We start from the raw sequence: 24642 nt of genomic DNA on the forward strand, positions 1-24642 counted from the left end.
GGACATGGTCATGCTAGGCAAGGTCACGCCAATCCTCCGCAGCTTCGATGAAACGCGGACGCGCGCCTTTTACTGCGACTTCCTGGGGTTCGGGGTGGTGTTCGAACATCGCTTCGAACCTGGCATGCCGCTCTACATGGGCGTGGCGCGTGAGGGATGCGTACTGCACCTGTCCGAACATTATGGTGACGGGACGCCGGGTTCGGGCATTCGCATCGCCGTCGATGACGTGCGGGCCTATGCGGCGGAGCTGCGCGCCAAGCATTTCGGCAACGCCCGGCCGGGGGAACCGGTCGAGACGGAATGGGGCAGCCTTGAAATCACGATCACGGACCCGGCCGGAAATAATTTGACCTTCTTTACCGATTTGCCGGAGTGAATGGCATGAACAATTTGCAGGAAGGTCCCTCCGTCCGCCTGCTGCGCGTGGGCGAACAGGTGCGCCATGTGCTCTCCGAGATCCTTCAGCGCGGCGACGTCCATGACGATGTGCTCGCCAGCCATGTGGTGAGCGTGACGGAAGTTCGCATGTCGCCCGACCTGCGCCACGCGACGGTCTTCATCAAGTCGCTGCTCGGCCAGGATGAGGAGGCCGTGCTGAAGGCGCTGCGCACCAACACCGCCTATCTCCAGCGCGAAGTCGCGACCCGCGTGCGCCTCAAATATGCGGCAAAGCTCAAATTCCTTGCGGACGAAAGCTTCGACGAAGGCAACCATATCGACAGGCTGCTGCGCGATCCCAAGGTAGCGCGCGATCTGGACAAGCCCGAGGCCGAGGGCGAATAGGCCGCTGCCCGACAAACATCGTCCCCATCGACGCGACGGCGCAGCCCGGCTAACAGCGTCTTGTCCGCAGGCAAAGCAAGGCAAGGCAAGGCAAGGGGCAGGGCAGATGAAAAGAACGGGCATATTCGCAACCGCGCTTCTGGCGCTCGCCACGCCCGCCGCCGCCAGGGAAGCGCCGGTCCATCCGGCTGTCACCACGGACCCGGCCCCTGATCCCGCCTATCCCGCCGGCATGAGCGCCTTCGTCATCCCCTCCGGGGACGGCGCGCTCAACGCTGTCCTCTATACCGCCGCCGGTTCGGGCCTGCACCCGACGCTCCTCCTCCTCCACGGTTTTCCCGGCAATGAGCAGAATCTGGACCTAGCGCAGGCGGCCCGCCGCGCCGGCTGGAATGTGCTGACGCTCCACTATCGCGGCTCCTGGGGCAGTCCCGGAAACTTCTCCTTCACCCACGCTTCGGAAGACGCCTGGAACGCGCTGCAATATCTCCAGCAATCCGCCACGGTGGTGAAATATCGCATCGACACGAGCGCCATCGTCGTCGCAGGGCACAGCATGGGCGGCTTCATGGCCGCCGACGTCGCCGCCGCCGAACCCCATGTCGCGGGCCTCTTCCTGATCGATCCCTGGGATCCGGCCGAAACCGCCGCCGCCCTCTCCACGCCGCAGGGCGAAGCCGCTTGGAAGGCCGAAGTTGCCGACGACCTGCCCCCGCTCCATGGCGCCAGCTATGACAGCCTGACCGCCGAAATCAGCGGCAACGTCGAAAAGTTCGACCTCGGCCGCAGGCTGGTGGGCTATGGCCGCCGCCCCTTGGTCATCATCGGGGCGGAGCGGGGCATCGGCGCCATGGCGCGAAAGGTGACGGCGGACGCGCAATCGGCCAATCCCGACACGCGGCTGATGGTCTGGCCGACCGATCACAGCTTTTCCGACAAGCGTATCGCGCTGGCCGACGCCCTGGTCCGTTTCCTCAAGCAGATCGCGCCAATGGCGCGCTGACCATGGCGAAGCTCTATTTCTACTACAGCTCGATGAACGCGGGCAAATCGACCACTTTGCTCCAGTCCAGCTTCAACTATCGTGAGCGTGGCATGGAAACCATGCTGTGGACTGCCGCCGTGGACGATCGTTACGGAGCCGGACGCATCGTTTCTCGCATCGGGCTGGAGGCGCAGGCCCATATCTTCGATGCCGCGACCGATCTCTTTGCCGCCATCGCCGCCCAGCAGGCGCACAGCCCGCTGTCCTGCATATTGATCGACGAGGCGCAGTTCCTGAACGAAGAACAGGTCTGGCAGGTCGCCACCGTCTGCGACCGGCTGAACATTCCGGTACTCTGTTACGGCATCCGCACCGATTTCCAGGGCAAGTTGTTCGAGGGCAGCGCCGCGCTGCTGGGCCTGGCCGACACGCTGAACGAGATAAAGACGATCTGCGAATGCGGGCGCAAGGCGACGATGAACCTGCGCGTCGATGCGCAGGGCGCGCCGATCCGACGGGGCGAGCAGACCGAGATCGGCGGCAATGACCGCTATGTCGCGCTCTGCCGCCGCCATTTCGCGGAGCGGATGCAGCGCTGAATCTTGTATCAAATTGTCGCCTCGTCCTCCCGACGGAGCGGCCTTCTACCCATATCGGCGTCATGAAGATGGAGCGGCGATCTGATCCCATCAGATCGAAATCCGCTCTTGCAGGAGACAGAGCATGTTCGCCAGATATCGGGCCGCTTTCCTGGCCCTTCCCCTTATGTTCGCGAGCGTCCCGGCCATGGCCGCGATGCAGCAGCCGGCAAGCGGCGAAGCATCCATTCCCTTCGTCAACCATGGCGGGGTCTGGAACTGGCAAGCCGATGGATCGCGCGGCGTCTATGTGCAGGACCAGCATCGCCAATGGTATTATGCGAAGCTGATGAGCAACTGTTTCGACCTGCCCTTCGCCAACGCCATCGGCTTCGAAACGCGCGGCATCGATACGCTCGACAGGTTCGGCACGCTGGTCGTGCGCGGCCAGCATTGCCCGATCACCAGCTTCACCTACAGCGCCGGCCCGCCCGCCAGGACAAAGAAGGGCTGACAGCAGGCGGCGCCCGCTATAGAGGGCCCGCCATGCATGGCTGGATCATCCTCGACAAACCCCTGGGCCTCGGCTCGACGCAGGCCGTGAGCGCGGTGAAGCGCGCCTTGCGGCAAAGCGGCGCGGGAAAGCTTAGGGTTGGCCATGGCGGCACGCTCGATCCGCTGGCGACCGGTGTTCTCCCGGTGGCGGTGGGAGAGGCGACGAAGCTCGCCGGGCGGATGCTCGACAGCGACAAGATCTATGACTTCACCATCGGCCTGGGCGTGCAGACCGACACGTTGGACCGGGAGGGCAGGGAGGTCGCGTCCAGCGCGCATCGCCCCACCCTGGCGGAGGTGGAGGCCGTCCTCCCCGATTTCACCGGCCCCATCGAACAGGTGCCGCCCGCCTATAGCGCGATCCTGATCGACGGCCGGCGCGCCTATGACCTGGCCCGCGCGGGGCAGGAGGTGGAAATGAAGACGCGCGCCGTGACCATCCACCGCCTTGACCTTCGTCCCTCCCGCGAGATCGCGAAGGAGGAAATGGTAGGGGAGGTCACCCTGCGCGCCCATGTGTCGAAGGGCACCTATATCCGCTCCCTCGCGCGCGACATCGCGCTGGCGCTCGGCACGGTCGGCCATGTCACCATGCTCCGCCGGGTGAAGGCCGGGCCGTTCACCCTGGAAACCGCGATTTCGCTGGACAAATTGGACGAAGCTGCTACGGGCGGCGGCATCGCGCAGCTTATGCTGCCGTTGACCGCAGGGCTGGACGACATCCCGGCTCTAGCAGTCTCTCCCGACGACGCGCTGGCTCTCCGACAGGGGAAGGTGCTCGTGGGGAAACCGCATACCGGCTTGTTACTGGCGATGGAGGGCGAAACGCCCGTCGCGCTGGTGGAGGCCAGTGGCCCAGAAACCCTTAGGGAAATCAGGGTGGTGCGCGGCTTCAATCTCTAGATGTTACGAAAGGAAGCCGATGTCGATTACTGCCGAGCGCAAGGAAGCGCTGATCAAGGAACATGCCCGCGCCGAAGGCGACACCGGTTCGCCGGAAGTCCAGGTTGCGATCCTCTCGGAGCGCATTTCGAACCTGACCGAGCATTTCAAGGGTCATCACAAGGATAACCACAGCCGTCGCGGCCTGCTGATGCTGGTCAACAAGCGTCGTTCGCTGCTGGACTATCTCAAGAAAAAGGATGCGGGTCGCTATACCGACCTCATCACCAAGCTGGGCCTGCGCAAGTAAGCCTGCTAAAGAAGGAGCGGCCCCCATGTCGGGGCCGTTTCCGATTCCGGGGTTCCTGCAATTCGGCAGGATGTTCCGACCAAGGGGCCAGACGATGCTCCGAAACCGCTGCGGGCCGGTTTAGCCCGCATGACAGGCCCCGCCCGGCAATAGGGCCAGGCGGGCGAAGGAAAAAAACATGTTCGATGTAAAGAAGGTATCAATCGAGCTGGGCGGAAAGACCCTCACGCTCGAAACCGGCCGTATTGCGCGTCAGGCCGACGCAGCCGTGCTGGCGACCTATGGCGAAACCGTGGTGCTGTGCGCCGTGACCGCCGCCAAGTCGGTGAAGGAAGGGCAGGACTTCTTCCCGCTGACCGTCCATTATCAGGAAAAATATTCCGCCGCCGGCCGCATCCCGGGTGGCTTCTTCAAGCGTGAACGCGGTGCGACGGAAAAGGAAACACTGGTTTCCCGCCTGATCGACCGCCCGGTCCGCCCGCTCTTCCCCGAAGGTTTCTACAACGAAATCAACGTCATTGCCCAGGTTCTGAGCTTTGACGGCGAAAGCGAGCCCGACATCGTGGCGATGATCGCCGCTTCGGCCGCGCTGACCCTGTCGGGCGTTCCCTTCCTGGGTCCGATCGGCGCCGCCCGCGTCGGCTACAAGGATGGCGAATATCAGCTGAACCCCTCGCTGGACCAGGCGAAGGAAGGCGAACTCGACCTCGTCGTCGCCGCCACCGGCAATGCCGTGATGATGGTCGAATCCGAAGCCAAGGAACTGTCGGAAGACGTCATGCTCGGCGCCGTGCTGTTCGCGCATGAAGCGTCGAAGAAGGTCGTCAATGCGATCATCGACCTCGCCGAGCAGGCCGCCAAGGATCCGTGGGACGTTGCCAAGGGCGACAATCTCGACGACCTCAAGAAGAAGCTGAAGAAGCTGATCGGCAAGGACATCACGGCCGCCTACAAGCTGACCGACAAGTCCGCCCGTTCCAACGCGCTGAACGAGGCCCGCGCCAAGGCAAAGGCCTGGTTCGCCGAGGAAGGCCTCGACGCCCAGACGGTCATGGCCGGCATCAAGCTGACCAAGAAGCTGGAAGCGGAAATCGTCCGCACCGCCATCCTCAAGGACGGCAAGCGCATCGACGGCCGCAACACGACGCAGATCCGCCCGATCGAGGCGATGGTCGGCTTCCTGCCGCGCACCCACGGTTCGGCCCTGTTCACCCGCGGTGAAACGCAGGCGATCTGCACCACCACGCTCGGCACCAAGGACGCCGAGCAGATGGTCGACGGCCTGACCGGCGTTCATTATGAAAGCTTCATGCTGCACTATAACTTCCCGCCCTATTCGGTCGGTGAAGTCGGCCGCTTCGGCGCGCCGGGCCGTCGCGAAGTCGGCCATGGCAAGCTGGCATGGCGTGCCCTGCACCCCGTGCTGCCCAGCAAGGAAGAATTCCCCTACACCATCCGCGTCCTCAGCGACATCACCGAGTCCAACGGCTCGTCCTCGATGGCGACGGTCTGCGGCGGTTCGCTCTCGATGATGGACGCCGGCGTGCCCCTGAAGCGCCCCGTTTCCGGCATCGCCATGGGCCTGATCCTGGAAGGCAAGGATTTCGCTGTCATCAGCGACATTCTGGGCGACGAGGATCATCTCGGCGACATGGACTTCAAGGTGGCGGGCACGGAAGCGGGCATCACCACCATGCAGATGGACATCAAGGTTGCCGGCATCACGCAGGAAATCTTCGAGGTCGCTCTGCGCCAGGCGAAGGAAGGCCGCGCCCACATATTGGGTGAGATGAGCAAGGCCCTGTCCTCGACTCGCACCGAGCTGTCGGCCCATGCCCCGCGCATCGAGACGATCCAGATCGACAAGGCGAAGATCCGCGACGTCATCGGCACCGGCGGCAAGGTCATCCGCGAGATCGTCGCGGAAACCGGCGCGAAGGTCGACATCGACGATGAGGGCATCATCAAGATCAGCTCGTCCGACATCAACCAGATCGAAGCCGCCAAGAAGTGGATTCTCGGCATCGTCGAGGAAGCGGAAGTCGGCAAGGTCTACACCGGCAAGGTCGTCAACATCGTCGACTTCGGTGCGTTCGTGAACTTCATGGGCGGCAAGGACGGCCTCGTCCACGTCTCCGAAATGAAGAATGAGCGCGTCGAAAAGCCGACGGACGTCGTCTCCGAAGGCCAGGAAGTGAAGGTCAAGGTTCTCGAAATCGATCCGCGCGGCAAGGTTCGCCTGTCCATGCGCGTCGTCGATCAGGAAACCGGCGAGGAACTGGAAGATACCCGTCCTCCCCGCGAACCCAGGGGCGATCGCGGCGGTGAGCGTGAAGGCGGCCGTGGCGACCGCAATCGCCGCGACCGTGGCGGCGACCGCGGCGGACGCGGTGGCGACCGGGGTGATCGCGGCCCCCGTCGTGACCGCGGCCCGCGCGGCGAAGGCCGGGGCAATGGCGATGACGACGGCTCCAATGCCGGTCTGCCGGACTTCCTGACCCAGGATTGATCCCGGTCCATCAGGTCCGATAATACAGGAAGGGCGCCCGGTCATCCGGGCGCCCTTTTTGATGAATTTGAATGCTTTTCTGATCTCCAATTGGCCTGGGCGGAAGTTGTGATAGGGTAACGATCAAGCTGTGGGGGGATTTATGCAGCGCAGGAACGAACGATTCGTGGAGCGCCTGCCGCTGGCCCTGCGTCGACCCTGGCATGCCTATCTGCTGGCGACCGTTTTCTGCCTGATCGCCCTCGCCATTCGCGCCGTCGCCGAAATCGCCATGCCGGTCGGCTATCCCTTCGTCTCCTTCTTTCCCGTCGTGATCCTGACCTCCTTCCTGTTCGGGGTGCGGCCGGGCATCTATGCGGGCGTGTTGTGCGGCCTCTTGTCCTGGTATTTCTTCATTCCGCCACGCATGACGTTCGACTTCCATCCAGGCGTGCTGCTGGCGCTCGCCTTCTACGGCATCGTCGTGATCATCGACATCGCGCTGATCCATCTCTTGCAGAAGGCGAACTTCAAACTGGCGTTGGAGCGGGAACGCAGCCGCGCCCTGGCGGAAAATCGCGAATTGCTGTTCCACGAATTGCAGCACCGCGTGTCCAACAATCTTCAGGTCGTCGCGGCCATGCTTTCGCTCCAGCGACGCCATGTCGACCATGACCTGGCCCGCCGGGCGCTGGACGACGCTTCGGCCCGGCTCGCGCTGGTCGGCCGGATCAGCCGGGAGCTCTACAATCCATCGGGGGAGGGGCAGGACGTCCGCGCCTTCCTGACGACATTGACCGCCGATGTGCTGGCGGCCAGCGGTCGCGACGACATCGCTCTCACTGTCGATGCGCCCGATGCGCTGACCCTGCAACCCGACATCGCCGTGTCGATGGCGCTGATCGTGACCGAAGCGGTCAACAACGCCATCGAACATGGCCTGCCGCATCGGGGCGGCAGCATCCACGTCAGCCTGAACGTCAGCGACGGCACGATAATCCTTGACGTCACCGACGATGGAAGGGGCCTGCCCGCCGATTTCGATCCCGGCTTCAGCCAGAGTCTGGGCCTGCGGATTTCCAATGCACTGGCCTTGCAACTGAACGGCCGCTTCTCCCTGATGCCCTCGGTAAAGGGCGGCGCGATAGCACGGCTTGACCTGCCTGCCCGCGCATAGCGACCGACATGCACATTCTGCCGCTTGGCGAGGCGCATTCGCTCCGCTATGACCCGGCCATGCTGACGAAAACCATGACGCGCATCGGCGCGGCTACCGCACCGCTTCTGCTTGCCGCCCTGCTCTCGGGCTGCGCGACGTCGAAGAACAAATCCGACACGCAATATGTCGCCCGCGACGTGTCGACGCTCTACAATGCGGGCAAATACCGCCTGGATCGCGGCCAGTACAAGCTTGCCGCCGCGCTCTTCGACGAAGTGGAGCGCCAGCATCCCTATTCGCCCTGGGCCCGCCGCGCGCAGCTCATGTCCGCGTTCAGCTATTACATGAATCAGGATTATCCGGAATCGATCGGCGCGGCGCAGCGCTTCCTGTCGATCCACACCGGCAACAAGGACGCGCCCTACGCCTATTATCTGATCGCGCTCTGCTATTATGAACAGATTGCCGACGTCACCCGCGACCAGAAGATCACGCAACAGGCTCTGGACGCGCTGGGCGAACTGATCCGCCGCTATCCCGACACGCGCTACGCCGCCGATGCCCGGCTGAAGCTCGACCTCGTCAACGATCACCTCGCCGGCAAGGAGATGGAGATCGGCCGTTTCTACCAGCGTCGTGGCCAGTGGCTGGCGGCGACTCTGCGCTTCCGCACGGTCATCGACAAATATCAGACGACCACGCACACGCCGGAGGCGCTGGAGCGCCTCGTGGAAAGCTATCTCTCGCTCGGCATCCCCGCCGAAGCGCAGAAGGCCGCTGCGGTGCTGGGCCGGAACTATCCGGGTTCGAAATGGTATGAGCGCAGCTTCAAGCTGATGCGCGAACATCCGAACAAGGCCTGACCTGTCCTGTTCCCCCTCCCGCAGGCGGGCGGGGTCGAACGGCATCACGCGCCTCTGTTCAGGGGAGGATCGCGAGCGAAGCGAGCGTTCCCTCCTGCCCAATTCAGCGCCGCTGGCGCGGTGCACCCACCCCGGCCCCTCCCGCCTGCGGGAGGGGGGAGTCGCTCGCCCTTGCTGACTGCCCTGTCCATCCGCAACGTCGTCCTGATAGAGGCGCTGGACCTGGATTTCGGGTCGGGCCTGGGCGTGCTGACCGGTGAGACGGGTGCGGGCAAGTCGATCCTGCTCGATTCGCTGGGCCTCGCACTGGGCGCCCGCGCCGACAGCGGCCTTGTCCGCAGCGGGGAGGCGCAGGCCAGCGTCACCGCCACCTTCGACGCGCCTCCCGCCGATCATCGCGCGACGGATTTGCTGGCCGACAATGGCATAGACGTGGAACCCGGCGAACCGCTCATCATCCGCCGCATGGTAAAGGCCGATGGCGGCAGCCGCGCCTTCGTCAACGATCAGCCCTGCTCGGCGGCGCTGCTGCGCGACCTTGGCAGCGCGCTGGTCGAAATCCACGGCCAGCATGACGATCGCGGCCTGCTCAACCCGCGCGGGCACCGCTCGTTGCTCGACGCCTATGGCCGCTGCGACACGGGCGCGGCGGCGCAGGCCTATCATGCATGGCGCGCCGCCGCCGACCGCCTTGCGGAAAGCCGCGCCAGCGTGGAGACCGCCGCCCGCGACCGCGATTATCTGAGCCATGCGGTGGACGAACTCACCCGCTTCGCCCCCGAGCCCGGCGAGGAGGCGACGCTGGCCGAAGAACGCGCCACCATGCAGAAGGGCGCGCGCCTCTCCGACGATCTTTCCGCCGTCACCCAATGCTTCACCGGCTCCGATGGCGGCCTTGCCCAGTTGCGGCAGGCCGCCCGCCGCCTCGACCGCATCGCCGGCGAATATGAACCGCTGGCCGAGGTTCTCGCCGCCCTCGACCGCGCCGTGATCGAGGCGAGCGAGGCGGAGGATCGCCTCAATGAAGCCGCCGAAGCGCTCAGCTTCGACCCCGCCCGACTCGACGCCATCGAAACCCGCCTGTTCGATCTGCGCGGCCTCGCCCGCAAGCATCATGTCCAGCCCGACGATCTCTCCGCACTGCGCGACGACATGGCGGCGAAACTGGCCGCGATCGAAGGCGGGGAGGAACATCTCGCCGCCCTGGAGGCCGAGGTGAAGGCACGCGCCGCCGCCTATCGCGCCGCCGCCCAGGCCCTTTCCGCCGAACGCCAGATGGCGGCCGGAAAGCTCGATGCCGCCGTCGCCGCCGAACTCGCCCCGCTGAAACTGGACGCCGCCCGCTTCCGCACCGTCGTCGCGCCGCAGGAGGAAGGGCAATGGGGCGCCCACGGCATGGACCGGGTGGAATTCGAAATCTCCACCAATCCCGGCGCGCCCTTCGCCCCGCTGGTCAAGATCGCGAGCGGCGGCGAACTGTCCCGCTTCATCCTCGCGCTCAAGGTCGCCCTGGCACAGCAGGGCGGCGCGGACACGCTGATCTTCGACGAGATCGACCGCGGGGTAGGGGGCGCCGTCGCCTCCGCCATCGGTGAACGCCTCGCCCGCCTGTCGCAGACCAACCAGATCCTCGTCGTCACCCACAGCCCGCAGGTCGCGGCACGGGGGCAGGACCATATGCTGATCGCAAAATCCAGCGACGGCACCGTAACGCGAACCGGCGTCCACGCGCTGAGCGACGGCGAACGCCGCGAGGAAATCGCCCGCATGCTGTCCGGCGCGGAGATCACGGCAGAAGCGCGGGCACAGGCGGAACGGCTGCTCGAAAAGCTGTAACGCGCCCGTCCATCCAGAAATAGCACTCGGATTGGTCCCCTTCGCGTCAAACGGAGACAATGGCGATTGTTCTGACAGCATTACCCGCGTTAGAGCGGGTTTCGATCTGATTGAATCAGATTGCCGCTCTGGATTCCTTGTTTGCCGCGATTTTTTATCAGCGATCGGTTCCGATCGCTTGGAAATCGCTTTAGTGCCTCGGATGACCCTTCAAGGAGAAGATAATGTCCGCCCCGAAACTCAGGATCGAATCTGCCGGAATCAATGGCCTGTGGCCGATGTTGCCCACGCCGTCGAAGGAAGGCGCTTCGGACTGGCGTAGCCGCGATACTGTCGATCTCGACGAAACGGCGCGAATGGTTGAGGCATTGATCGAGGCGGGAGTCGATGGGCTTTTGAGCCTGGGCACCTATGGTGAGTGCCATAGCCTGACCTGGGATGAGAAGCTGGCCTTCGTCGGCTGCGTCATGGAGACCATTGGCGGACGCATCCCGTTTTTCGCTGGTACGACAGCCCCCAATACCCGTGAGGTCATTGCCCAGACCCGGGCGATGCACGAGCTTGGCGTTTCGGGGACGATGCTGGGCGTGCCGATGTGGTGCAAGAACGATGTCGCGACAGCCGTTCAATTCTATAATGATGTCAGCGAAGCCTGCCCCGACACGGCGATCATGATCTATGCCAACAGTGAGGCATTCAAGTTCGAATTCCCCCGTCCGTTCTGGGCCCAGGTCGGCAAGCTGCCGCAGGTCGTTGCTTGCAAATATCTCGGAATCGGTTTGCTGGCGGCCGACCTCAACCTTGCTCCCGATATCCGCTTCCTGACGCACGAGGCGGATTATTATGCCGCCTCGCGCATTGCTCCGGACAGGATGACTGCGTTCTGGTCAAGCAGCGCGCTGTGCGGGCCGCGCCCGGCGCTGGCGTTGCGCGACGCGGTGGCCAAGGCCAAAGTCAGCGGTGACTGGAGCAATGCCAAGGCGATCGCCGACCGTTTCCAGCAATGCGAACAGGGCCTGTTCCCGCGTGGTGAGTTCACGGAATTTTCGAAGTTCGCCGTGGGGCTCGAAAGGGGGCGGATGAACGCGGCCGGTTGGGTGCGGATTGGCGACCCTCGTCCGCCATACCATCTCGTCCCCGCGGAATATCTGGAAGGCGCCAGTCGCTCGGGACGGGCCTATGCGGCATATCATGCCGAACTCCAGCAATCAGGCCTCTGATGTCGAGCGGGGCAAGTCAAATGGATGGGGGTTCGGCGCTCCCTTGAGGCTGGCCATATGATCGCACCATTCGCGATCAGAACCACGCCCGGGCAAAAGACTTGCCCCAGGGGGCCGTCCACAAATGTAGCCTCCCGACTGACCGGCTTTCGCGAACCCCGCCGCACGAGGAGCACCCTCGCAACGGCAACTATGTCCCAAAGCAAGATGGTCACAGCTTCGGCAGGTGCCGACCAAAGATGGTCGTTCGTCGCTCTTCGAGCCACGCCTCAAAGCTGAAGCTCGTCCTACCTAGTACAAATCCGATGGATTGGCTCTGAGGGGATTACTTGATTTTTGGCTGATGGGTGTCGCAATGAATGTAGCTCGTTTCGGCCGCGAACTATCCGATGCGGCGTGTGGGGGGCAAGCACTGTGGAAGATGACAATCGATCGTCGTTAAAACTGGCTGATTTGCCGGCCCTTCGTGACATTTATCGCGTCAGTGCTACCTTGGCAGACGAAGAGCTATCCATCACAACAAGGCGATATGAGCAAACAATCGACCGCCGCGACAAGTTACGAGAACGGACGCGATTTGGACTGCTCGCTCTCAATGCCGCGTCGTTGGCGGCGTTACTGAGCAGCTTGGGGAGCCAGTGGGTCACAAGGCTTCAAATCACTGAGGCCGACATTGCTCAAACCGTATTTCTCTTCCTCACCGGCCTAATGGCCGGGGCGACAGCAATCTGGTGGAGCGGGATCACCGCCACCCGCGATGCTGCTAGCGATTTCGAAAATCTGATGGAGGTCCGCCAACGCAAGGCAGACTACGACGGGGCAGCGACTGCAGAAGCTGAGTTGAAGCTGGTCAATCGCCCAGCGCCGGAATGGAAAATCCCACCTGATTATCGGTGGTCAAAGATAGACAATCTGCTCACCAACCTTGCTGGTGCTGTCTGGTTGAGTGCAATCGGAGGCATCGCTTGGAAGGTCGCTGAGCGTGTTGAGTGGTGCGGCCCATGGTGTGGCTAAGAGTCTGTTGACACGACTGCTATGTCCCCACCGCACCTGAAAGCTGACCATCCGCCATCCACCACAACGCCCGCTCTCCCCTGCCACCCCCGAATATCCGCTACCCGCGCGCAAAGGCCGACGCTAAAGACGTGTCCATGACCGACCCCGCGCAAATGACAGAAGCCGAAGCCGCCAACCGCCTGATGCGCCTCGCGCGGGAGATTGCGCGCCACAACCGGCTCTATCACGACCAGGACGCACCGGAGATCACGGACGCCGCCTATGACGCCCTGATCCACGAGAACAACGCGCTGGAAGCTATCTTCCCGCATCTCATCCGCAGCGATTCCCCCAATGCCCTGGTCGGCGCCGCCTCGACCTCCGCCCTCCGGAAGGTCCAGCACGCCGTCCGCATGATGAGCCTCGACAACGGCTTTTCCGATGAGGACATTGCCGAGTTCGTCGCCCGCGTCCGCCGCTTCCTCGCGCTGCCGGAGGACGCCGCCGTCGCGCTCACCGCCGAGCCCAAGATCGACGGCCTGTCCTGCTCGCTGCGCTATGAAAAGGGCGAACTGGTCCTCGCCGCCACGCGAGGCGACGGCACGACCGGGGAGGATGTCACCGCCAATGTCCGCACCATCGCCGACATTCCCCAGACGCTCGCCGGCCCCGGCATCCCCGACCTGTTCGAGGTGCGGGGCGAGGTCTATATGGCGAAGGCCGATTTCGTCGCGCTCAACGCCCGCCTTCTCGCCGAAGCCGAAGACCCTGAAAAGGCCCGCCAGTTCGCCAACCCCCGCAACGCCGCCGCCGGCTCGCTGCGTCAGAAGGACGCCGCGGTCACTGCCATCCGCCCGCTGCGCTTCCTCGCCCATGGCTGGGGCGAGGTCAGCGCCGTCCCCGCGGAGACCCAGCTTGGCGTCATGCAGGCGATCGCAAGCTGGGGCCTGCCCGTGTCCGACCGCCTGGCCTGCGTCGACACGCTGGAGGCGCTCATCGCCCATTATCGCGCCATCGAAGCCGCGCGCGCCGACCTGCCCTTCGACATTGATGGCGTGGTCTACAAGGTCGACCGCCTCGACTGGCAGCAGCGCCTGGGCTTCGTCGCGAAGGCCCCGCGCTGGGCGATCGCTCATAAATTCCCCGCCGAACGCGCCCAGACGACGCTGGAGGCCATCGACATACAGGTCGGCCGCACCGGCAAGCTGACCCCCGTGGGTCGCCTCACTCCCGTAACCGTCGGCGGCGTCGTCGTCTCCAACGTCACCCTGCACAATGCCGACGAGATCGCGCGGCTGGGTGTCCGCCCCGGCGATCGCGTCATCGTCCAGCGCGCCGGCGACGTCATCCCGCAGGTGGTGGACAACCTCACGCGGGACGAACCGCGCCCGCCCTTCGCCTTTCCCGACCACTGCCCCGTCTGCCAGTCGGAGGCCGTGCGGGAGGAAGGGGAGGTCGACATACGCTGCACCGGCGGCCTCATCTGCCCGGCGCAACGGTTCGAACGCCTGCGCCATTTCGTCAGCCGCGCCGCTCTGGATATCGAGGGGCTGGGCGAAAAGAGCATCGAGGAATTTCTCGACCTCGGCTGGATCGCGGAACCGGCCGACATCTTCCGCCTGAAATCACGCCGGGCCGACCTGCTGGGCCGGGAGGGGTGGAAGGAAAAGTCCGTCGACAATCTCCTCGCCGCGATAGAGGCAAAGCGCCAGCCCGACGCCGCGCGCCTGCTCTTTGGCCTCGGCATCCGGCATGTCGGAGCGGTCACTGCCCGCGACCTGCTCAAGCGCTATACCACGCTGGAGGGGGTCCGCGCGCTCGCTGTCGGGATCATCGCGCTGCGCGATGCGGCCGTCCCTGCGGAGGGGGAGGAGGAATCCCGCTTCCGCAACCGTCTGGACAAGGCGATTGCGGAACATATCGGCGTCGAGAATGTGGGATCGGCGGTCGGCCACGCCTTGGCCGATTTCTTCCACGAACCGCATAATGTCGACGTCTGGAACGACCTGCTGAACGAAGTCTCCCCGCCCGACTATGTGGTCGAAACCACGGCCAGCGCCGTCACGGGCAAGACGGTGGTGTTCACCGGCAAGCTCGAAACCATGAGCCGCGACGAGGCCAAGGCGCAGGCCGAAAGGCTGGGCGCCAAGGCGGCCGGCTCGGTCAGCGCCAAGACCGACCTTGTGGTCGCGGGCCCTGGCGCCGGATCGAAGCTCAAGCAGGCGGCGGCGCTGGGCATCGACGTCATCGATGAAGCCGCCTGGGCAGAAATCGTCAAGGCCGCCGGCTAGACAGGCACTCGAAATTCCCCGTCAGGGGAGGGGGCTGAAGGGGGGGCGGCGCCCCGGCCGCGCCGGACCCGCCCCTCCGTCGGGAGTCTCAGTCCGCTGGCTCCAGCTTGTCCTGCGTCCGCGTCTCGAAATCGCCGGCGTCATGCCGCTCCCGAAGCTGTCCTTCCAGCGGCCCGTTCGCCTTGTTGACCATGCGTCCGCGCGCAACTGCGGGCCGCGCATCGATCTGCCGCGCCCAGCGCAGCACATTGGTGTAGCTCTGCGCGTCGAGAAATTCCGCCGCGTCATAGGCGCGACCCAGCACGACCCCGCCATACCAGGGCCAGATCGCGATATCGGCAATGCTATATTCGTCGCCCGCGACATATTCATGCTCGGCCAGTTGCCGGTCGAGCACGTCCAGCTGCCGCTTCACTTCCATCGCATAGCGGTTGATCGGATATTCGAACTTCTCCGGCGCATAGGCGAAGAAATGCCCAAATCCGCCGCCCAGCAGCGGCGCGCTGCCCATCTGCCAGAACAGCCAGTTGAGCGTCTCGGTCCGCTTCACCGGATCGGTCGGCAGGAAGGCGCCGAATTTCTCGGCCAGATAGACCAGGATCGACCCGGACTCGAACACCCGCCGCGGCGGCGAGACGCTGTGGTCCATCAATGCCGGGATCTTGCTGTTGGGATTGACCGACACGAATCCGCTGCCGAACTGGTCGCCTTCACTGATGCGGATCAGCCAGGCGTCATATTCGGCATCCTTGCCCGCCGCCAGCAGCTCTTCCAGCATGATCGTCACCTTCTGGCCGTTGGGCGTGGCGAGCGAATAGAGCTGGAACGGGTGCTTGCCGACCGGCAGTTCCTTGTCATGGGTCGGACCCGCGATCGGCCGGTTGGTGCTGGCGAAGGCGCCGCCATTCTCCTTGTCCCAGGTCCAGACGCGCGGTGGTATATAGTCTTGGCTCATGCAGGCGTGCTCCGCTGATTGGCAATGGCCCTGCAGGTAGGGAGCAGAAGGGTAGGCCGCAAGCGCGGCCCGCCCATATTTTCCTTATCTCGATCTGCAAAAAGGGCGGCCCAAGGGAGACCGCCCTTTCCGTTCCTTTCCCCTTGCCGAGGATCAGAACTTGAAGTTCGCCCCGACGCGGTAGGTGCGGCCGATCAGGCCCGGCAAGTGCCACGAGGCCAGATAGTTGGGCTGCGTCGTATAGAGCGTGTTCGCATAAAGCGGCGCCCCGGCATTGGTGAAGTTGCCGATGAAGCCAAAGAAGCTGAAATTCTCGTTGACCTCCACCGTCGCGTTCAGATCGGCATAGACGAAGGTCTTGATCTTGCAGAAAGCGGGTCCGCCACCGTAGAGCGTGGCAGCGCACGATGTGTCCAGATTGCCCTGGTCCGTCGCGACGCCCTTCATGCTGCCCACATAATAGGTCGTCGCGGTCAGCGAGACCTTGCCTACGGTCAGCGTGTTCTGCCAGTTGCCGCGCCACTTCGGCGTGCCGCCGCCCGACGAGAGATCCGCCGGGCCGACCGTGCCGGCGAAGCGCTGCACCGCGCCGCTGGCGAGGTGGCGGTTGAACTTCAGCGTCGCCTGCAGATCGAGGCGGGTCTGGAACTGCACATTGTCGCTGATGTCGAACTGGCCGTTGGCGCCGAACTGAAGGCCCGTGGTGACGTCGTAATTGGCGTTCACATAAGGCGCGTTGACCACGAGTAGACGCGGTAGCGCGTTGAGCGCGAAGGGGTCGGCGCCGTCGATGACGTTGCACGAATAGCCCGCGCCGACCGCAGCCACTGCGGCACAGCCCGCCGCCGCCGCCGCATCGGCCGAAGCGTAGGTGCCGCCTGCGACCGAATAATAGGCTCTGATAGCGTCGCCGGTCAGCGGCCCCGTCACGATCAGGTCCGATTTCTTGACGTTGAAATAGTCGACCGTGACGCTGACGTTCCGGGTCGGCTGGAATACTGCGCCCAGCGTGAAGCTGCGTGACTTCTCCGGCTTGATGTCAGGGTTGCCGACATAGCCTCGGCCAAGCGAGTAATTGGCGATATACGCGGCGTTCGCAGCGTGGGCCTGGCGGAACGCCACGGCGTCGGGCGACGTGCTCGGGTTGAAACCGACGAAGCCCGAGAAGGAGCTACGCGGATCGATCTCGGCAAAGGTCGGGGCGCGGAAGCCTTTCGAATAGGTGCCGCGCAGCGAGATCTGCTTGATCGGGGTGAACTTCGCGCCGAACTTGGGCGAGAAGTGGCTGAAGCCTTCCGAATAATGGTCGTAGCGGCCCGACGCGTTCACTTCGAGCGAGTCGAGGATCGGCGCGTCGATCTCGAAATAGCCCGCCCAGACGTCGCGGTTGCCATAGGCCTGCGCGGTCGAAAGGCCGGGCACGTCCAGGTTCGGGTTGGCGCTGCGATTGGTCAGCTTCTCCTTGCGATACTGGCCGCCAACCGCGACCTGAAGGTCGCCGCCCGGCAGGGTGAAGAAACTGTGGCTGATCGAGGCATCGACCGTGAACTCCTGCGAGTTCGACAGCGAGGTGATCGGCGGCAGCACCAAGTCACGAACGGCCTGAGAGTTGAGGCTCGGATTGACGAAGTTATAGGAGCCGGTGTTGATCGCCTGTACCAGCCCGTTGAGATTGGCGAACCCCGTCTGGACCAGCTTCAGGTCGTCGCGCGAATAGGCGGTCTCCAGGTTCCAGTTCCAGCTATCGGCAAAGGTGCCCTTGAGGCCGCTGGTGATGCGGTAGAGTTCGTTGGTGCGGACCGAACCGGCCTTCACGTCGCCGAACAGATAGTAGATGCGCGCTGCGCCGTTGGCGGGATCATTGGCATAGGCGGCGGCATAGGGGTTGTTCGGGTTCAGCGTGCGGCCCGGGGTTGCCGGATCGGCGCAATTGACACCCGAGGGGCAGATCCACACCGGTAGGACTATGCCCGGATTGGTAGTCGACGTCGACGGCGATCCGCCGAACGCCTGGTTCTGCCGGATGCCGCGCGGCAGCAGGGTGATGTCGACCTTGTTATGCGAATAGCTGCCCGCGACATAGCCCTCGATATCGTCGCTCAGGCGGAAGCTGAAGCGGGCAACGCCGGCATAGCGTTCCTGCGGCGGCATGATCTGCACATATTCGCGGGTAAGGTCGTGTGCGCATGCCGTGCCGGAGAGAGAGGCCGTATTCTGCGTGAAGGTGCCATAGGGGCAGTTCGCGAGCGGCGTCAACGATATGAAGGTCGTCGGGTTGTTGATGGCGTTCGCCACGCTGCCCGCGAGCGGATTGTTGAGATTGGTCTGCACGACCCGCGTGACGACGGCGTTGGTCGTCGGCTGGGTCAGCGTGTCGTCGGCGCGGTTATTGTCTTTGCCGCCGATGGGACTCAAGTCCAGCGTATTGAACGGGAAGCCGCGCGAATTGGCGGTGACCTTGCCGCCCTTCTCATATTCGCCGCCGACATAGACGTTCCAGCCCTGGCTGTCATAGTCGCCATAGCCGGCCAGCAGGCGCAGGCGGTACTTCTGGCCGTCGCCTTCCTGTGTGATGCCGGACTCGGCGCCGCCCTCCAGACCGGTGAACTGCTTGCGCGTGATGATGTTCACCACGCCACCGATCGCATCGGCGCCATAGGTCGACGACGCGCCATCTTTCAGCACTTCGACCCGCTGGACGTTGACCTGCGGGATGCTGGCAAGGTCGGCATAGCTGTTGTGGCCGTCATCGCTGAGCGGGAAGTTGGCGGAACGAAGGCCATCGACCAGCAACAGCGTCGACGAGACGCCCAAATTGCGCAGCGAAACGGCGGAGCCGCCGGCGGAGAAGCCGCTGGTGAAGCCGATGCCGATCGAGCCGGCGCCATCGGCCGAAGCCTGGCGGATCGCGTCGGCCATGTTGGTAACGCCCGCGCGCTTGAGCGTTTCGGCGGTGATCACACTGACAGGGGAGGGTGTTTCCGCATTTGCGCGGCTCAGCAGCGACCCGGTGACGACCAGGCCAAAGCGGGCACTGTCCCGATGGTGGCGATGGCAAAGGCGGAAATGGCGGCCCCATGGCGCAGCCCGGCGAATGTCTTCTTGATGGACATGAAAATACCCCTGTTGCGCGCGCGCCGGCTATGCGTGCCGGTCATCGCGCAACCCCTGCTTTACGCCATATGGACTATGGCTGCGGGAAAGGGTGCCTTCCTGTTTTATTATCGTAAAGTAACAATCTCCGGCCGACTTCAATCACTTGTCGCATTTTCTGCACGTTGAGGCATATCTGCAACAGTTTCCGGCATCCGAGGGGACGGGGCTGTGCTATGGGCGGCGTCCGCGTTTATTTGCCTGAAGAGGATGGCGACCGGCGGCGATGCCACGCAGGGAAAATTTCCGCGGAAAAATTCCTTGTCCCCCCTTGATCCCCGATCCGACCTGTCCATATGCAACGACGCTGGCACTCCCTGAAGAGGAGTGCTAACAGACACGGGTTCATCGGGGAGAAGGAACCGGATTCGCGCAGCGATTCCATCCGATCCCCTTCAACGTCGTAAAGAGGGAAAGGCACTCAACATGGCATTTCGTCCGTTGCATGACCGCGTTCTCGTTCGCCGCGTAGAGGCGGAAGAGAAGACTGCCGGCGGCATCATCATCCCCGACACCGCCAAGGAAAAGCCGCAGGAAGGCGAAATCGTCGCCGTCGGCATCGGCAGCAAGTCGGAAGACGGCAAGGTCACCCCGCTGGACGTCAAGGCCGGCGACCGCATCCTGTTCGGCAAATGGTCGGGCACCGAGGTCAAGGTCGATGGCGAAGACCTGCTGATCATGAAGGAATCGGACATTCTGGGCATCGTCGCGTAAAGCGGCGAACCGGACTGACATTCCAGTTTTTGGCGGATTTTCGTGCCTGTAACGGTGTGAACTTCGCAAGATTTGCAATTCTCAAAGAGAGGTAGAAGATCATGGCAGCGAAGGACGTAAAGTTTTCGCGTGACGCTCGTGAGCGCATCCTGCGCGGCGTCGACATCCTGGCCGACGCGGTCAAGGTGACCCTGGGCCCCAAGGGCCGCAACGTCGTCATCGACAAGAGCTTCGGCGCGCCCCGCATCACCAAGGACGGTGTTTCGGTCGCCAAGGAAATCGAACTGAAGGACAAGTTCGAGAATATGGGCGCCCAGATGGTCCGCGAAGTCGCTTCGAAGACCAACGACATCGCCGGTGACGGCACCACCACCGCGACCGTCCTCGCCCAGGCGATCGTTCGCGAAGGCATGAAGTCGGTCGCCGCCGGCATGAACCCGATGGACCTGAAGCGCGGCATCGACCTCGCCGTCACCAAGGTCGTCGAGGACATCAAGGCCCGCTCGAAGCCGGTTGCCGGTTCGAACGAAGTCGCCCAGGTCGGCATCATCTCGGCCAATGGCGACGTTGAAGTCGGCCAGAAGATCGCCGAAGCGATGGAGCGCGTCGGCAAGGAAGGCGTGATCACCGTCGAGGAAGCCAAGGGCCTCGATTTCGAACTGGACGTCGTGGAAGGCATGCAGTTCGACCGCGGCTATCTGTCGCCCTATTTCATCACCAACCCGGAAAAGATGCAGGTCGAACTGGCTGACCCCTACATCCTGATCCACGAAAAGAAGCTGTCGAACCTGCAGTCGATCCTGCCGATCCTCGAAGCCGTGGTGCAGTCGGGCCGTCCGCTCCTCATCATCGCCGAGGACATCGAAGGCGAAGCGCTGGCGACCCTGGTCGTCAACAAGCTGCGCGGCGGCCTGAAGGTTGCTGCGGTCAAGGCTCCGGGCTTCGGCGACCGCCGCAAGGCCATGCTGGAAGACATCGCCGTCCTGACCAAGGGCGAAGTGATCTCCGAAGACCTCGGCATCAAGCTTGAGAACGTGACCCTCGGCATGCTCGGCACCGCCAAGCGCATCACCATCGACAAGGACAACACCACCATCGTCGATGGCGCCGGTGACGCCGACGCGATCAAGGGCCGCACCGAGCAGATCCGTGCGCAGATCGAATCGACCACGTCGGACTACGACCGCGAGAAGCTCCAGGAGCGTCTGGCGAAGCTGGCTGGCGGCGTTGCCGTCATCAAGGTTGGCGGTGCGACCGAAATCGAGGTGAAGGAGCGCAAGGATCGCGTCGACGACGCGCTGCACGCGACCCGCGCGGCTGTGGAAGAAGGCATCGTCCCCGGTGGCGGCACGGCCCTGCTGTACGCTGTCAAGGCCCTCAAGGACCTCAAGGGCGCCAATGACGACCAGACCCGCGGTATCGACATCATCCGCAAGGCCATCGAAGCGCCGCTGCGCCAGATCGCCACGAACGCGGGCGTCGATGGTGCGGTCGTTGCCGGCAATCTGCTGCGCGAAAATGACGAGACCAAGGGCTTCAACGCTGCGACCGACACCTATGAAAACCTCGTCGCCGCTGGCGTGATCGACCCGACCAAGGTCGTCCGCGCCGCGCTGCAGGATGCCGCTTCGGTGGCCGGCCTGCTGATCACGACCGAAGCCACGATCGCTGAACTGCCCTCCGACGACAAGGCGCCGATGGGTATGCCCGGCGGCGGCATGGGCGGCATGGGCGGCATGGACTTCTAAGATCGCGTTGCGGGCGGGCCAGCGGCTCGCCCGCAACCGGGGAAGTTCTCAAAGCTCTCATATGAAAAGGGCCGGTGGAGCGTTGCTCCGCCGGCCCTTTCATGTCGGCCCCATGTTCAGACCAGCAGGATATAAGCGGCACCGATGCCCGCACAGACACCCAGGACCGGCAACACGCCGATCCTGAACCGGAATACCGCGATCATTGCGCCCGCCGACAGCAGGACAGCAGGAATATTGACGCTGGACAGCACGGGCATGTCGATCCAACCCAGCCGCTGGACCTGCCGAAAGAGGGTGTGAATGGCAAACCAGATGGCAAGGTTCAGGATCACGCCCACCACGGCGGCCGTGATCGCCGTCAGCGCCGCCGAAAGCGCGGGGTTGCCGCGCAGGCGCTCGACGAAAGGAGCGCCAGCGAAAATCCAGAGGAAGCAGGGCACAAACGTCACCCAGGTCGTCAGCATGGCGCCCAGCGTCGCTGCCAGCAGCGGATGCATCGCCCCGGACTCGCGGAACGCAGCCAGAAATCCCACGAACTGCGTGACCATGATCAACGGCCCCGGCGTCGTTTCCGCCATGCCCAGGCCGTCGAGCATTTCGCCCGGACGAAGCCAGCCGAAGGTGCCGACCGCCTCCTGCGCGACATAGGCAAGGACCGCATAGGCACCGCCAAAAGTGACGACGGCCATCTGGCTGAAGAAGCTGGCGATATGGGTGAACACATTGTCGGGCCCCAGCGTCAGGAACAGCGCCAGCACCGGCCCCAGCCACAGCAGCAGAAACAGCGCCGAGATACGCAGCGACCAGCTGAGGGAAGGGCGCGCATGATCCGGTAATCGCTCGCCCAATGCCGTGTCGCAATCATGGACCACATGTCCGCTCGCAGCGCCATGACCGCCGCCGCCCCGAAAGGCTGCAAGCCCTTTGCGCCCGCCGAGGAAGCCGATGAGGCCAGCCGCCACTATGATCAGCGGAAAAGGCGCGCCAAGGAAGAAAATGGCGAGGAAGGCGCCGACCGCGATCCCGCGCATCGCATTGTTCTTCAGCGCGCGTGATCCCACCCGCACCACCGCCTGCATGACGATGGCCAGTACCGCTGCCTTAAGGCCGAAGAAGAGCCCTTCGATGATTGGAACATGGCCCAGCAGCACATAGATGTAGCTGAGCGCTAGGATAGCCAGGAAGCCCGGCAGCACGAACAATATCCCAGCGATCAGCCCTCCCCTGGTCTTGTGCAGGAGCCAGCCAATATAGACGGCAAGCTGCTGCGCTTCCGGTCCCGGCAGCAGCATGCAATAATTGAGGGCGTGGAGGAACCGTTCCTCGCCGATCCAGCGCTTTTCCTCGACCAGCAGCCTATGCATTACGGCGATCTGTCCTGCCGGTCCCCCGAAGCTGAGCGCCGCGATCCGCGCCCATAGGCGCGTTGCTTCGCTCAACGATATTCCGTGATGACCATCGGGCGGAGAATGTGCCGGAATGGTGGAGGATGTCTTGGACGTCATCGGTCCGCCCTTCTGCTGCTGAAAAAGGAATAAAACTGGTTGAGCGCATCGCTTGCCATGGCGATGCGCTGCAGGTCGTCGTCGGTCGATGCGCAGACGCCCGCCAATATGGCTCCCAGGCCGGGGGTTTCCGGTCGCCCGAACCTGCTGTCGCCGATGTCGAGATCATGGATGACCTCGCCGATCGCAACCAGCGCGGGGTCGTTCGCAAGACCCGCCCGCAGCAACAATGTTTCAAAGCTGCACCGGTCGCCTTCATGGGTGAATTCGGCGTCGGCCATGTCAAAGCGCAGCTCGCCGTCGGCCGGATCATAACGGCGCTTATCCACGAATTTGAATCGGGCGTTCTGGTCGATGAAGCGGCGGATCAGCCATGCGCAGGCGATGCGATCGACATGGACGCCGCTGCGCGTCACCCATGTTTTTTCGGCGAGATCGATCGGCTCGGTTCCGACGGCAGGATGGGTTCGGCCGACGTCCGGATGCTGGAAGCGCCGTTGGTCCAGTTCCATGAGCGCCGCTTCGGCTTGCTGTCGACCGGATGCGTTGAAGAAATCGAGCCGTCCGACATCCTCCAGCCGCTTCTGCAGCCGCGCGATGTCCGTTCCGCTGGGGGGGCCGGTTTCCAACAACCGGCGGGCAAGCTGGGTGATCTCTTCATAATCCGCGCGCCGCGCCGCATCGAACAGGGCGCGTACGTCGCCATTTGACTGGCCGGCCAGCAACCGCACTTCGACGAGCGTCGCGTCGCCGCCATTGTTGAGGATTTCCGTCATCAGGCTGTGGAAGGCGGCTGCACTTTCTTCTGAACGAGGCAGTACATGGACCGCATTTTTGAGCGGTACCGCACCTATGGCCTGGAGCCTCCGCCAAATCTTCACGCGCAGATAAGGCGGCTTGGCAGGCAATTGATGCAGCAGCGCAAGCCATGCGGTGGCGTCGGTCATTTTCATGATTCATATGTATCATAATTTCTGGTTCTTAGAAACAGTAGTATCATGGGTGCTGGAAATGACAGTGATCGCGGGTTTGCCTGCGTATGGAGGAAATCCATTCCGTCATCCGTCTACCGTCAGCCTAGCGCAGATTGAGAGTTTCATCATGTTCAACATTGATGTCATGAGGACGCGGTTCGATGTCGATAATATCGTCGATAAGGACAGACTGTCCTTTATCTCCTCTTCCACAACGGGCGACGGCTTCTCCCGGTCGCAGCCTCCACGCACTTTCCAGTTCACCAATTCGGGCGAGATTTGATGCGGAAAAGATTGATGGCGGAAGCGGCGCTGATGGCGCTCCTTCCTGTTGCGGCTCAGGCGCAGGAAGTGGCGAAGAAGGTCTATCAGCTTCATCAGAAGATGCTGACGCTCGACAGCTATCTCGATACGCCCACCTCTCTCGATCTGCCCGGCTGGTCGATCGAGGAGGAGCATCAAGTCCATGGTGACTATACCCAGGTCGACCTGCCGCGCATGAAGAAGGGCGGACTCGATGGCGGTTTCTGGGCGATCTACACGCCTCAGGGGCCATTGACGGAGGAGGGCTGTCGCTCCTCATGACTTTCAGTTTCGGCGGGTTTGTCACCAAAATGAAATAACATTGTCACTTTTCTGTC

General features: G+C 63.5%; 21 protein-coding genes and 1 pseudogene. 18 read left to right on the forward strand and 4 right to left on the reverse strand.

The annotated features are described in order from the left end of the window. Positions 1-4 precede the first annotated feature (4 nt). The 14 genes from MRBLSP13_RS08545 (at position 5) to ligA (ending at position 14949) form a co-directional block, all read left to right on the forward strand. Positions 5-379, forward strand: a complete 375-nt coding sequence (locus tag MRBLSP13_RS08545; RefSeq protein ID WP_133651793.1) for a glyoxalase superfamily protein — start codon at positions 5-7, stop codon at positions 377-379. Positions 380-384: 5 nt separating this feature from the next. Beyond that, on the forward strand, positions 385-786 hold the full coding sequence (gene rbfA / locus MRBLSP13_RS08550; protein ID WP_133651794.1) for a 30S ribosome-binding factor RbfA: 402 nt from the start codon (positions 385-387) through the stop codon (positions 784-786). A gap of 106 nt (positions 787-892) precedes the next feature. Next, positions 893-1789: an alpha/beta hydrolase gene (locus MRBLSP13_RS08555; protein ID WP_363735164.1), complete on the forward strand. Its 897-nt coding sequence runs from the start codon at positions 893-895 to the stop codon at positions 1787-1789. Positions 1790-1791: 2 nt separating this feature from the next. Continuing rightward, complete coding sequence (locus MRBLSP13_RS08560) at positions 1792-2370, forward strand: thymidine kinase (protein WP_363735163.1); 579 nt, start codon at positions 1792-1794, stop codon at positions 2368-2370. Between the two features lie 124 nt (positions 2371-2494). Beyond that, positions 2495-2863, forward strand: a complete 369-nt coding sequence (locus MRBLSP13_RS08565; protein ID WP_363735161.1) for a DUF6491 family protein — start codon at positions 2495-2497, stop codon at positions 2861-2863. Positions 2864-2895: 32 nt separating this feature from the next. Continuing rightward, complete coding sequence (gene truB, locus MRBLSP13_RS08570; RefSeq protein ID WP_363735160.1) at positions 2896-3807, forward strand: tRNA pseudouridine(55) synthase TruB; 912 nt, start codon at positions 2896-2898, stop codon at positions 3805-3807. A gap of 19 nt (positions 3808-3826) precedes the next feature. After that, complete coding sequence (gene rpsO, locus MRBLSP13_RS08575; protein WP_046763409.1) at positions 3827-4096, forward strand: 30S ribosomal protein S15; 270 nt, start codon at positions 3827-3829, stop codon at positions 4094-4096. Between the two features lie 178 nt (positions 4097-4274). Beyond that, a complete protein-coding gene (gene pnp / locus MRBLSP13_RS08580; RefSeq protein ID WP_363735158.1) occupies positions 4275-6605 on the forward strand; it encodes a polyribonucleotide nucleotidyltransferase in 2331 nt (776 codons plus the stop codon). A 142-nt stretch (positions 6606-6747) separates the two neighbouring features. Beyond that, positions 6748-7761, forward strand: coding sequence for a sensor histidine kinase (locus tag MRBLSP13_RS08585; protein WP_363753955.1), 1014 nt, complete (start codon positions 6748-6750; stop codon positions 7759-7761). Positions 7762-7820: 59 nt separating this feature from the next. Then, positions 7821-8606: an outer membrane protein assembly factor BamD gene (locus tag MRBLSP13_RS08590; RefSeq protein ID WP_133651988.1), complete on the forward strand. Its 786-nt coding sequence runs from the start codon at positions 7821-7823 to the stop codon at positions 8604-8606. Positions 8607-8777: 171 nt separating this feature from the next. Next, entirely contained in the window at positions 8778-10442 is a 1665-nt protein-coding gene (recN, locus tag MRBLSP13_RS08595; RefSeq protein ID WP_363753958.1) for a DNA repair protein RecN, read from the forward strand. A gap of 224 nt (positions 10443-10666) precedes the next feature. Then, on the forward strand, positions 10667-11662 hold the full coding sequence (locus MRBLSP13_RS08600; protein WP_363753961.1) for a dihydrodipicolinate synthase family protein: 996 nt from the start codon (positions 10667-10669) through the stop codon (positions 11660-11662). A gap of 414 nt (positions 11663-12076) precedes the next feature. Next, complete coding sequence (locus MRBLSP13_RS08605; RefSeq protein ID WP_363753964.1) at positions 12077-12676, forward strand: hypothetical protein; 600 nt, start codon at positions 12077-12079, stop codon at positions 12674-12676. A gap of 137 nt (positions 12677-12813) precedes the next feature. Next, positions 12814-14949, forward strand: a complete 2136-nt coding sequence (ligA, locus tag MRBLSP13_RS08610) for an NAD-dependent DNA ligase LigA (RefSeq protein ID WP_363753967.1) — start codon at positions 12814-12816, stop codon at positions 14947-14949. 88 nt (positions 14950-15037) lie between these two features. On the opposite strand, the gene yghU is transcribed toward ligA, so the two are convergent. After that, positions 15038-15904 carry a glutathione-dependent disulfide-bond oxidoreductase gene (yghU, locus tag MRBLSP13_RS08615; RefSeq protein ID WP_363753970.1) on the reverse strand — a complete coding sequence of 289 codons (867 nt, stop codon included), beginning with the start codon at positions 15902-15904 and terminating at the stop codon, positions 15038-15040. A gap of 153 nt (positions 15905-16057) precedes the next feature. After that, positions 16058-18865 carry a TonB-dependent receptor domain-containing protein gene (locus MRBLSP13_RS08620; RefSeq protein WP_363753973.1) on the reverse strand — a complete coding sequence of 936 codons (2808 nt, stop codon included), beginning with the start codon at positions 18863-18865 and terminating at the stop codon, positions 16058-16060. Between the two features lie 618 nt (positions 18866-19483). Here MRBLSP13_RS08620 and groES point away from each other — a divergent pair. Continuing rightward, the gene (groES, locus tag MRBLSP13_RS08625) at positions 19484-19771 is read left to right on the forward strand and encodes a co-chaperone GroES (protein ID WP_363735148.1); all 288 of its coding nucleotides are present in this window, start codon (positions 19484-19486) and stop codon (positions 19769-19771) included. A 101-nt stretch (positions 19772-19872) separates the two neighbouring features. Next, entirely contained in the window at positions 19873-21519 is a 1647-nt protein-coding gene (groL, locus tag MRBLSP13_RS08630) for a chaperonin GroEL (RefSeq protein WP_363735147.1), read from the forward strand. 116 nt (positions 21520-21635) lie between these two features. Here the strand turns inward: groL and chrA are convergent, their stop codons facing one another. Then, complete coding sequence (gene chrA / locus MRBLSP13_RS08635) at positions 21636-23027, reverse strand: chromate efflux transporter (protein ID WP_363753976.1); 1392 nt, start codon at positions 23025-23027, stop codon at positions 21636-21638. Further along, the gene (locus MRBLSP13_RS08640; RefSeq protein WP_363735145.1) at positions 23024-23974 is read right to left on the reverse strand and encodes a chromate resistance protein ChrB domain-containing protein; all 951 of its coding nucleotides are present in this window, start codon (positions 23972-23974) and stop codon (positions 23024-23026) included. The genes chrA and MRBLSP13_RS08640 overlap by 4 nt, the downstream gene beginning before the upstream one ends. On the opposite strand from MRBLSP13_RS08640, the gene MRBLSP13_RS08645 reads away from it, so the two are divergent. Next, positions 23961-24284 (forward strand): hypothetical protein, encoded by a 324-nt coding sequence (locus MRBLSP13_RS08645; RefSeq protein WP_363754366.1) that lies wholly within the window; start codon positions 23961-23963, stop codon positions 24282-24284. The two genes, MRBLSP13_RS08640 and MRBLSP13_RS08645, sit on opposite strands and share 14 nt — an antisense overlap. Beyond that, a pseudogene (locus MRBLSP13_RS08650) lies at positions 24284-24583 on the forward strand (membrane dipeptidase); the annotation flags it as partial. The gene MRBLSP13_RS08645 and the pseudogene MRBLSP13_RS08650, both read left to right, overlap by 1 nt. Positions 24584-24642: the final 59 nt, after the last annotated feature.

The sequence above is a fragment of the Sphingobium sp. LSP13-1-1.1 genome, assembly GCF_040676415.1.
GTDB lineage: Bacteria > Pseudomonadota > Alphaproteobacteria > Sphingomonadales > Sphingomonadaceae > Sphingobium.